This window comes from Solibaculum intestinale, from assembly GCF_040096205.1.
Taxonomy (GTDB): domain Bacteria; phylum Bacillota; class Clostridia; order Oscillospirales; family Acutalibacteraceae; genus Solibaculum_A; species Solibaculum_A intestinale.
On the sequence record NZ_JBBMFD010000041.1, the window covers coordinates 1 to 9,336 of the forward strand.

The following is a 9,336-nucleotide window of genomic DNA, read 5'->3' on the forward strand; positions in this document are numbered from 1 at the left end:
AAAAAACAACAAACCCGGGGCGGCAAATTGCCGCACCGGGTTTCTTTTCAGGATCAATTACAGAATCGAGAAGGTTACCACGACGCCCGCGAAAACGATAGACACCATGGAAAGAAGCTTAATCAGAATGTTGATGGATGGGCCGGAGGTATCCTTGAAGGGATCACCCACAGTATCGCCCACGACCGCCGCTTTGTGGCAGTCGGAGCCTTTGCCGCCCAGCTTGCCGCTTTCGATGTACTTCTTCGCGTTGTCCCACGCGCCGCCGGAGTTTGCCATCATGATGGCCAGCAGGAAGCCGCAGACGGTGGCGCCCGCCAGCATACCAACCACGCCGTTGACGCCCAAAATCAGGCCCACCACAATGGGGGCGATGATGGCGATGAGGGCCGGGGCGATCATCTCACGCAGAGAGGACTTGGTGCACAGGTCGACGCAGGCGGCGTAATCGGCATCCGCCTTGCCTTCCATCAGCCCCTTGATCTCCTTAAACTGACGACGGACCTCCATGACGATGGACTGGGCCGCACGGCCCACCGACTTCATGGTGAGGGCGGCAAACAGGAAAGGAAGCATACCGCCGATGAACAGGCCGATGAGTACAGCCGGGTTTTTGATGCTCAGGTCAAAAACAAAGTTGGGATTGATTTCCTCGATATGATCGGTGTAGGCCACGATGAGGGCCAGCGCCGTCAGCGCCGCGGAGCCAATGGCAAAGCCCTTGCCGGTAGCCGCGGTGGTGTTTCCAAGAGAATCGAGGGCATCCGTACGGCGGCGGACCTCCGGATCCAGACCGGCCATTTCCGCGATGCCGCCCGCATTGTCCGCAACCGGGCCGTAAGCGTCGGTAGCCAGGGTAATGCCCAAAGTGGAAAGCATACCCACGGCGGAAATCGCGATGCCGTAGAGGCCCAGGCCCGGGTCGCTGGCGCCGCCGGAAATGAAGTAAGAAACCAGAACCGATGCGCCCACGATGACGACCGGGACAAAGGTGGACTTCATGCCCAGAGACAGGCCGCCGATGATGATGGTGGCCGAACCGGTCTTGGAGGTTTCCGCCAGGTCCTTGGTAGGCTTATAGCTGTCGGAGGTAAAGTACTCGGTAAAGAAGCCGATGCCAACACCCGCGAGGAGGCCGGAAACCACCGCGCCGTAGATGCCGATGTAATCCTGCCCGAGCATGAACCACACCAGCGGGAAGGCGATGATGGCGATCAGGATGGCCGCCAGGTTGGTGCCCCGGCGCAGCGCCGACAGGAGAGATTTCTGACTGGCGTTTTCCTTGGTTTTTACAAAGAAGGAGCCAATGATAGAGGCGATGACGCCGATGGCTGCCATAGCCATGGGAATGGTGACTGCCTGGTCACCGGAAACCGCCTCAATGTGCGAGAAGGCAGAGACGCCCAGAGCAGACGCGGAAATGATGGAGCCCACGTAGGACTCGTACAGGTCGGCTCCCATGCCGGCCACGTCGCCCACGTTGTCGCCCACGTTGTCGGCGATGACGGCGGGGTTTCTCGGGTCATCCTCCGGGATGCCCGCTTCTACTTTGCCGACCAGGTCCGCGCCCACGTCGGCGGCCTTCGTAAAGATACCGCCGCCCACACGGGCGAAGAGGGCCATGCTGGAAGCGCCCATACCGAAGGTCAGCATGGCGGAGGTCACCTGCTCAATGGGAAGCGAGAAGCCGTACTTAAGCAGATAGTACCAGATGGACAGGTCGAGAAGGCCCAGGCCAACCACGATGAAGCCCATGACCGAACCGGCCGAGAACGCAACCCGCAGGCCGCGGTTGAGGCCTTCCTTGGCCGCGTTGGCGGTACGGGCGTTGGCCGCAGTGGCGATCTTCATACCGATAAAGCCGGAAAGGCCGGAGAAGAAGCCGCCGGTGATAAAGGCGAAGGGTACGAACGGTGTGATAAAGTCGGTAGAGAAGCCGAGAACCAGGAGAATCAGGAACATAGCGGCAAAAAAGATACCGACGATCATATACTGCCGCTTCAGGTACGCGTTGGCGCCCTTGCGAATGTTCATCGCAATGCCCGCCATTTTGTCCGAGCCTTCGGAGAACTTGAGCACCCGTGCCGCCATCATGACAGCAAACAGGATCGCCAGCACCGCTCCCACAGGCGTCAGGAACATGAGATCCATAACATTTGCAACCCCTTTTACAGAAAGAATGCCTCTGAATGATGGAATCCAGAGGTTATGTTCCATATCCGTTGCGGCAGCCGGGCCGAACCGGCCGCCGCAAACGAATGAATGGTCAAGTGCAACTTGCGCCTGGCATTTTTATGCAGGTAAGCCCGGCTTATTCCTCGGTCACAAAGCAGTCAGACAGGGAATTGACCACGCCTTTAAGGCCCGGCATGGGCATTTCGCGGATTTTGATGACCCGCTCTAGGTTCATCACGTCCGCCATGGGAATGACTTTGGGATTTCCAAGAACTTTCGCCACCAGGATGGACTTGCCCATAGCTTCCATCATCTCCAAGAACTCCAGCGCCCGATACACGCCTTCACAGCTGCACATCAGCGCGCCGTGGTTCTCCATTAAGAAACCGTTGGACTTTTCAATGACCGCGTCGAACTTCTGGGCCAGCTCCTCGCTGAGAGGTTCGGCGTAGGGAACCATAATCATCGGGCCTACCTCAATGGCGGGCTCGGGCAGGAAGGGCTTCGCCATCCAGTCTCCCCCGGCAATGGCAAAGCCGGTCAGGATGGGCGGATGGGCGTGTACAATGCCCTTGATGTCGGGACGGTGGGCAAAAATGCGGGTGTGGAACGGCCACTCGCCGGTGGGGCGGCGCCCCTCGGACGCATAAAGGACCTCACCCTTGAGGTTGACCGCGCAGATATCGTCAAACTGAATGGAACCCTTGGCCACCTTGGTGGGAGTGATGAGGATCACGTCCTCGGCCACCCGGTAAGAAAGGTTGCCGCCCTGGCTGGTGACAAACCCAATCTGGGCCAGCCGGTTGCTGGCGCGCACCAGTTCTTCGATTTGCGCTTTGTAGGTTTCCTGTAAGGAATGCATACGATTCACATGCCTTTCTGAGCAAGTATTTGTTTCCCCGCAGAAACGGCGGGAGCTGTCCAATCTTCCCACAATCTGCAGATTTTGAAACAAGGGATAGTATTTTGATTATAACATTGTGAGTAGATTTTTACAATTAAATTTTTCAAAAAGACAAAAAAATTGTGAAATCGCCGGTTTTCTAGTGGATCATTCAGAAAAAAGATACAAAAATTCGAAATATGCGGCGAATCCGTTGACATTTCCACAGCAATGTATATAATATTAAACATGAAGGTAAATTTAATTTCCTTTCCGCTGTATTCGACCGGGCCAAATCCGCCCCAAAGCAGAAGACAGCGGCCGCTGATTTCATCGAAAACCGGGACAAAAGAGGTCGTCGAAATTCATGCACAGAAACGGCCGCCCGGCCATACTGTCCGTACCGTGTGTGCAGCGGTACAAGGAAAGGGGTACATACCATGAACGCAACCTTATCCGGAAAGAAGATCGCCAAAATCGTGCTGATTATCGTCGCCGCACTGCTGGTTCTTCTTGTCATCCTGTCCAGCTTTACGGTGGTGCCGGTGGGACATCGCGGTGTTCTGACCACCTTCGGCGCCATCCAGACGGGCACCTTGCAGGAAGGGGTAAATTTTAAGATTCCCTTTGTGCAGAACGTGCAGAATGTGGACGTACGGGTGCGCAAGATGGAGACTGACGCCAGTTCCGCCAGCAAGGACTTACAGGAAATTTCCAGCACCATCGCGGTCAACTACCGCATTGACGCGGGGGCGGCCGACCAGCTGATTAAAAATGTGGGAACTGCCTACGAAAGCACCATCATCAGCCCCGCCATTGCCGAGTGCGTCAAGGCGGTCACCTCCCAGTATACCGCAGAGGAACTCATCACCAAACGCACCGCGGTTTCCGCCCAGATGAAGGACGATCTGGCCACCAAGCTTAAGGACAAATACATCCTGGTGGACAGTTTTAATATCATCGACTTCGGTTTCTCCGATCAGTTTAACAAAGCCATCGAAGAAAAGCAGATTGCCGAGCAAAACGCCTTGAAGGCCAAGTACGACTTAGAGCGCATCAAGACCGAGGCGGAGCAGCAGATTACCCAGGCGCAGGCGGAGGCGGAAGCCCTGCGGTTAAAGAGCAAGGAAGTCACCAGGGACCTGATCTATTTAGAGTATATTCAGAAGTGGGACGGTAAAATGCCCACTTACTACGGCGGCGGTGATTTTCTCTTCACTCTGCCCGGGGACGACACCGCCAGCACGCCGGCTCAATAACCTGCCAGTTTAAAGAAAGTATAAAGTTTTGCAGCGGAAAATTGCTTTTGCAGGCATCTGGTGCTATGCTGGTAGCATACCAATGGAAAAGGGGGGCATGGACATGTGGAAAAAGCTGATCGCACCGGTGGTGATTGTGGTTCTTTTATTAGCCTATCTGCTTACTATCGGCGGCTGGTTCCTTTTTTCACCTGATCCGGTGCTGCCTTTCTGGGTACGGGTAGCGGGGATCCTGCTGCCCACCGGTGCCAGCGCTGCGCTGGTGGCGGTGCTGATTGAACGATTTATTGAATTAAAGAGGGGGCAAGAGGATGATATTACTAAATATTGATTACCTGCCGGGCAAGGAATTCGAGGTGCTGGGCATGGTAAAGGGAAGCATCGTCCAATCGAAGAACATCGGACGGGATATGCTCAGCGGATTCAAGACCATCGTAGGCGGCGAGATCAAGGCTTATTCGGAAATGATGAACGAAGCTCGGTCCATCGCCACCCAGCGCATGGCGGAGGAAGCCCAGTCCCTGGGCGCCGACGCAGTGCTCAATATCCGCTACGCGTCCTCTGCGATCATGCAGGGAGCGGCGGAGGTCATGGCGTACGGCACGGCGGTAAAGATCAAGTAAACGTATACGCAAAAGACCGGCGGGGATTTTTCCAAATCCTCGGCCGGTCTTTTTTCATGCCACTTTCTCCGCAGTTTCCTTTTGCATCGGGCGGTCTTTATCCTGAGTCACGTTCGTAAGAGATGATGGCGTCTACGTCGCAGTCCAAGATAAAGCACAGCGTATCCAGCGTTTTCGTGGTGATGGTTCCGCCATGCTTCATCCGGTATAACGTGTTGGAGGAAAAGCCTTGCTTGAAAATCAGATAATACTCCGTCAGGTTCTTTTCTTTGAGCGTTTGGTAAAAAGGCTGATAGCTAATCATAGAACAGCACCTCTCTCCTGGCATTGGCAAACGGGGCAACACACGCCCAACGCTGCGGAAGTGCGACAGAAAACGCCAGTATAACCGGCTTGATCCCTTTGTCAGAAGGGTGCGGCTCTGATTGGGAGAATTTGCCCTTCCATCTGGGCCGCTCTGCTCTTTTCGTTCGAGGCGGCTGTGCCGCTCTACTTCGGATAAAACGCCTCGTTCGGGGAATTCTTATCATCGATACCATTTGAAAGAGGCGGGGAAAACGGCATGAAAAACAACCATCGAGAACACTGGAACTCACGCAGTTCCTTTATTTTTGCCGCCATTGGTTCAGCGGTGGGGCTGGGCAATCTTTGGCGCTTTCCCGGCCAGGCGTTTCAAAACGGCGGCGGCACCTTTCTGGTGGCCTATCTGGTGGCCATCCTGACGGCGGGCGTCCCTCTTCTGACTTTGGAACTGGCCATCGGCCGCAAGTTCCAGGCGGCGGCGCCCTCGGCCATGGGCCGCATGAACAAGCGCTTCGAATGGATCGGCTGGCTGGGCGTAATCGCAAGCTTTATCGTGGTGACCTACTATATGGTCATTTTAGGCTGGGCATCCGACTTTTTCGTCCATTCCTTCTCCCTGAAGTGGCTGGGAGACGTGGATTATTTCAAAAACAACGTGTTACAGCAGACCGCCTCTCCCGGCGAGCTGGGGTCCTTTAACCCTCTGCTCTGCCTGCTGGTGGCGGTGCTGTGGGTAATCGTTTGGTTCTGCCTGCGCAAGGGGATCAAGACGGTGGGGCTGATCGCGAAAATCACGGTCATTACGCCCCTCGCTCTGCTGGCTGCCCTTCTTATCCACGGCCTGACCCTGCCGGGTGCCATGGACGGCATCCGCTACTACATTACCCCCGACTGGAACAAGCTTTGGGATGTAAACCTTTGGGCGGCCGCCTACGGACAGGTCTTCGTGAGCATGAGCATCCTCATGTCGGTCATGATCGTATACGGAAGCTTTCTAGGGAAGAAAAGCAACCTCATCGGCGACGCGCTCATCATCGGCGGCGGCGACGCGGCCATCAGCTTTTTTTCCGGCTTTGTCATCTTTACCACCCTGGGCTATCTTTCCACCATCACCGGCACGCCCATCGGGGACATGGAATACCAGGGAATCATGCTGGTCTTTGTGACCTATCCCCAAGCCATCGCCGCGTTTCCAGGCGGGCAGGTGGTGACGATTCTTTTCTCGCTGTGCTTTTTCCTGATGCTGCTGACCCTGGGCATTGACTCGGCCTTCAGCATGGTGGAAACGGTGACCCATTCGCTGACGGACAAGTTCGGCCTCAGCCCTAAGCGCACCCTGATCGGCGTGTGCCTGGCCGGAGGCGTGATCTCCCTGTTCTTCACAAGCGGGGCGGGCCTTTACTGGCTGGACATCATCGACCACCACATCAACAACTTTCTGCTTCTGCTCATCGGCATCGCCGAGTGCATCGCGGTGGGATGGATGTTCGGTACGGCGCCCATCCGCGAGCACCTGAACCTTTACGCGAAACCAAAATTCGGCCGGTGGTGGGACGTGATGATCCGCTATTTCTGCCCGGCCATCTTCATCCTCATCGGGATTTCCTTTGTCATTTCCAATATTGTAACGCCCTATATGGGCTTTGATTATCAATATCTGATCATCGGCGGGTGGCTGGCAGTGGCGCTGGCCCTGGCGGCCGGCATCGGCTTGCAGCAGGCTAAAGGCAAACCTCTGCCCGCCGCGGACAAGGGGGAAGACTGATTTGTTTTCTCCCAATGCCGTCTATTACGAAGAAGCAGCCCTTTCCTACCCGCTGGGCCGGGAGCTTTACGACCGTTACCAAGCTGCGGGCGTGCCATGCATTCCTATCAAGAACCACAATAACATCCCCGAAATGCGCCGGCAGCCCAACGCCGCTTTTCCAAAGATGAAGCGGGCCCTCATTCTCGGCATCCGCAAAACCCACCGGTATGTGGAAAACCACAAGACTTCCGATTATCTGGTGCCCTACACCTCGTCGGGGTGCACGGCCATGTGTTTGTACTGCTATCTGGTGTGCCATTACAATAAATGCGCTTATTTGCGAGTATTTGTCAACCGCGAGCAGATGCTCGACCGGCTTATCAACACCGCCGACCGGGCCGACCGGCCTCTGACCTTCGAAATCGGCAGCAATTCCGACCTCATTTTGGAAAACACCATAACCGGCAACCTGCCCTTTACCATCGAAGGGTTTCAAAGGGCCAAGCAGGGGTTTCTGACCTTTCCGACTAAGTTCGACATGGTTGACGGCATTCTGGGCCTCAACCACGGGGGACGGGTGACGGTTCGCATGAGCGTGAACCCTCCCGCCCTCATCCGCCGGGTGGAGCTGGGAACCTCTCCCCTCCCAGGCCGGGCGGCGGCCTTAAACAAGCTCAAGGCGGCGGGATACCCGGTGGGGATTCTGGTGGCGCCGGTGATGCTGGTGGAGGGCTGGGAAGCCCTGTACCTGGAAATGTTCGAACAACTAGCGGACACCTTAAGCGAAGAAGTGAAGAAAACCGCCTTTTTTGAGGTCATCTTCATGACTTACAGCTACGTCCACCGGGCCATCAACCAGGAAGCCTTCCCAAAGGCCCCGGACTTATTTGACCCAAGTCTCATGACCGGGCGGGGCAAGGGAAAATACGCCTATCAAACTACGGTGCGGGAGGAAGCGGGCAGGACAATCGTTTCGCTCCTGCGCCGGTATTTCCCGGGAAATCGGGTGTGGTATGTGGTGTAATTTCCGATAGGTGAATTATACTCACAATATTGCTATTTGTAAACGCTTTTTGGTTACTATGTCGTGTTTTTCACCATTTACAACGGCTTTTTTGCAGAAAGAAGCGGGGCTATGAATCAAGTTCATAGCCCCGCTCCCAAATGGATGACGGGAACACCCTGTTTGCGGCAGTATTCGACGGTATAAAAGGTGCCGCCGGAGCGGCGGGTAAGGTAACTCAGGCAGCAATCGCTCCCTTCCACCAGGGTGCGGTTGCGCCGGTGCATACAGCCGGGGGTATATCCTTGGCCGGTATAGACCACCTTGTCGGCCCGGCGTTTGATGAAGTCGTAGAGGTCCACGTCCTGCGGGGGCCAGCCGCGGGTCTGGTCGATACAGGGGAGGACGAGGATCAGGCGAAGGCCGGGCAGCTCTTTCCGCAGGGAAAGGACAGTGAGGGCGGCCAGAGTATCGAAGCCCAGGGCGCCGCCGGCGGCAAAGTAATGAAAATCCTCGCGGTAAAGGCGGCGGATTTCTTCCTCGAGCCGCTTGCGCAGGGCGGGGATTTCTTCGGGCGGCAGGCGGCGGTGGCCGGTGAAACAGCAGGTTTTATAGGGCATGGCTTTCCTCCCGGCGGACTTCCTCCACCTGGAGGGCGGCGCGGACGGCTTCCACCACGAAAGCGGAAAAGGTGCAGTCCTTCCCCTGGATGGCCTGCTCCACCTGCTCGACCAGGTCGTTGGGGAAGCGGATGCTTTTGCTGGTGGTGGCTGGTATAGAAGGAATTTGGAAGCGTTTCATGGTATCACCCTGTTGTTCAGTTATGATACAATTGTAATCAGGATTGCCGTCTTTGTATGTGTTACGTTTGTCTTACATATGGGTTGGTAAGAAGGCGTTGGTCACGGACGCGATCGGGCTGCTTTTCCCCGCCGCACGGGGCTCAGCCCCCTTTACTGGACGAAAGGGGTTGCCAGCGCGTGATAATATTTCACAGGCTGGCGGTCCCGGGGCAAGACAGTCTATAAACCCAAGCGTAAGGCCGGAGGTTCTGCCGCGCCCGGATACCGGGCGCGCGGGTTGAAACAAGGCGCTGACCGGCGACGGTTTGATTACGGCGAACCGCTTTCCCTATGGGAAGCGTGGGTTAAAACCAGTATCGGGCGGATTGTGCATTCGCTCCAACGTCGCCCCACATGAGGCGTGGATTGAAATAAAGGGGATCACCCAGTTTGAAAAGCGTGGACGGAGTCGCTCCTCGCGAGAGGGGCGCGGATTGAAATACGGCGCCGGCCATCCTGTTTGCCGGTCTTTGCGCAAAGAAGGGGGGGGGGGGGGGGGGG

The 9,336-nt window shown here is 56.2% G+C and carries 10 protein-coding genes; 5 read left to right on the forward strand and 5 right to left on the reverse strand.

Going from position 1 to position 9,336, the window contains the following annotated elements; genetic code table 11:
- Positions 1–57: 57 nt before the first annotated feature.
- Both WMO26_RS13000 and WMO26_RS13005 read right to left on the reverse strand, forming a co-directional pair.
- Complete coding sequence (locus WMO26_RS13000) at positions 58–2,151, reverse strand: sodium-translocating pyrophosphatase (protein ID WP_349221046.1); 2,094 nt, start codon at positions 2,149–2,151, stop codon at positions 58–60.
- A gap of 160 nt (positions 2,152–2,311) precedes the next feature.
- Positions 2,312–3,037 (reverse strand): class II aldolase/adducin family protein, encoded by a 726-nt coding sequence (locus WMO26_RS13005; protein ID WP_349221048.1) that lies wholly within the window; start codon positions 3,035–3,037, stop codon positions 2,312–2,314.
- Positions 3,038–3,498: 461 nt separating this feature from the next.
- Between WMO26_RS13005 and WMO26_RS13010 the strand changes: the two genes are divergently transcribed.
- From WMO26_RS13010 to WMO26_RS13020, 3 genes are all read left to right on the forward strand, one after another.
- Positions 3,499–4,317: a prohibitin family protein gene (locus tag WMO26_RS13010; RefSeq protein WP_349221050.1), complete on the forward strand. Its 819-nt coding sequence runs from the start codon at positions 3,499–3,501 to the stop codon at positions 4,315–4,317.
- Between the two features lie 103 nt (positions 4,318–4,420).
- The gene (locus tag WMO26_RS13015; protein WP_349221052.1) at positions 4,421–4,648 is read left to right on the forward strand and encodes a hypothetical protein; all 228 of its coding nucleotides are present in this window, start codon (positions 4,421–4,423) and stop codon (positions 4,646–4,648) included.
- On the forward strand, positions 4,629–4,940 hold the full coding sequence (locus WMO26_RS13020; protein WP_349221054.1) for a YbjQ family protein: 312 nt from the start codon (positions 4,629–4,631) through the stop codon (positions 4,938–4,940). Before WMO26_RS13015 ends, WMO26_RS13020 begins: the two co-directional genes overlap by 20 nt.
- A 97-nt stretch (positions 4,941–5,037) precedes the next feature.
- Here the strand turns inward: WMO26_RS13020 and WMO26_RS13025 are convergent, their stop codons facing one another.
- A complete protein-coding gene (locus tag WMO26_RS13025; RefSeq protein ID WP_349221056.1) occupies positions 5,038–5,244 on the reverse strand; it encodes a helix-turn-helix domain-containing protein in 207 nt (68 codons plus the stop codon).
- Positions 5,245–5,502: 258 nt separating this feature from the next.
- Here WMO26_RS13025 and WMO26_RS13030 point away from each other — a divergent pair, with 258 nt between their 5' ends.
- Both WMO26_RS13030 and WMO26_RS13035 read left to right on the forward strand, forming a co-directional pair.
- Positions 5,503–7,008: a sodium-dependent transporter gene (locus WMO26_RS13030; protein ID WP_349221057.1), complete on the forward strand. Its 1,506-nt coding sequence runs from the start codon at positions 5,503–5,505 to the stop codon at positions 7,006–7,008.
- A 1-nt stretch (position 7,009) separates the two neighbouring features.
- The gene (locus tag WMO26_RS13035) at positions 7,010–8,014 is read left to right on the forward strand and encodes an SPL family radical SAM protein (RefSeq protein ID WP_349221059.1); all 1,005 of its coding nucleotides are present in this window, start codon (positions 7,010–7,012) and stop codon (positions 8,012–8,014) included.
- Between the two features lie 122 nt (positions 8,015–8,136).
- Here the strand turns inward: WMO26_RS13035 and WMO26_RS13040 are convergent, their stop codons facing one another.
- The gene (locus WMO26_RS13040; protein WP_349221062.1) at positions 8,137–8,613 is read right to left on the reverse strand and encodes an SLOG family protein; all 477 of its coding nucleotides are present in this window, start codon (positions 8,611–8,613) and stop codon (positions 8,137–8,139) included.
- Positions 8,603–8,794, reverse strand: a complete 192-nt coding sequence (locus tag WMO26_RS13045; protein WP_349221064.1) for a YlcI/YnfO family protein — start codon at positions 8,792–8,794, stop codon at positions 8,603–8,605. The genes WMO26_RS13040 and WMO26_RS13045 overlap by 11 nt, the downstream gene beginning before the upstream one ends.
- Positions 8,795–9,336 lie beyond the last annotated feature (542 nt).

What these genes read in the sequence shown, in the direction of transcription:
- WMO26_RS13000 (WP_349221046.1), bottom strand. Translation starts at nt 2,151, where the DNA reads ATGGATCTCATGTTCCTGACGCCTGTGGGAGCGGTGCTGGCGATCCTG.
- WMO26_RS13005 (WP_349221048.1), bottom strand. Translation starts at nt 3,037, where the DNA reads ATGCATTCCTTACAGGAAACCTACAAAGCGCAAATCGAAGAACTGGTG.
- WMO26_RS13010 (WP_349221050.1), top strand. Translation starts at nt 3,499, where the DNA reads ATGAACGCAACCTTATCCGGAAAGAAGATCGCCAAAATCGTGCTGATT.
- WMO26_RS13015 (WP_349221052.1), top strand. Translation starts at nt 4,421, where the DNA reads ATGTGGAAAAAGCTGATCGCACCGGTGGTGATTGTGGTTCTTTTATTA.
- WMO26_RS13020 (WP_349221054.1), top strand. Translation starts at nt 4,629, where the DNA reads ATGATATTACTAAATATTGATTACCTGCCGGGCAAGGAATTCGAGGTG.
- WMO26_RS13025 (WP_349221056.1), bottom strand. Translation starts at nt 5,244, where the DNA reads ATGATTAGCTATCAGCCTTTTTACCAAACGCTCAAAGAAAAGAACCTG.
- WMO26_RS13030 (WP_349221057.1), top strand. Translation starts at nt 5,503, where the DNA reads ATGAAAAACAACCATCGAGAACACTGGAACTCACGCAGTTCCTTTATT.
- WMO26_RS13040 (WP_349221062.1), bottom strand. Translation starts at nt 8,613, where the DNA reads ATGCCCTATAAAACCTGCTGTTTCACCGGCCACCGCCGCCTGCCGCCC.
- WMO26_RS13045 (WP_349221064.1), bottom strand. Translation starts at nt 8,794, where the DNA reads ATGAAACGCTTCCAAATTCCTTCTATACCAGCCACCACCAGCAAAAGC.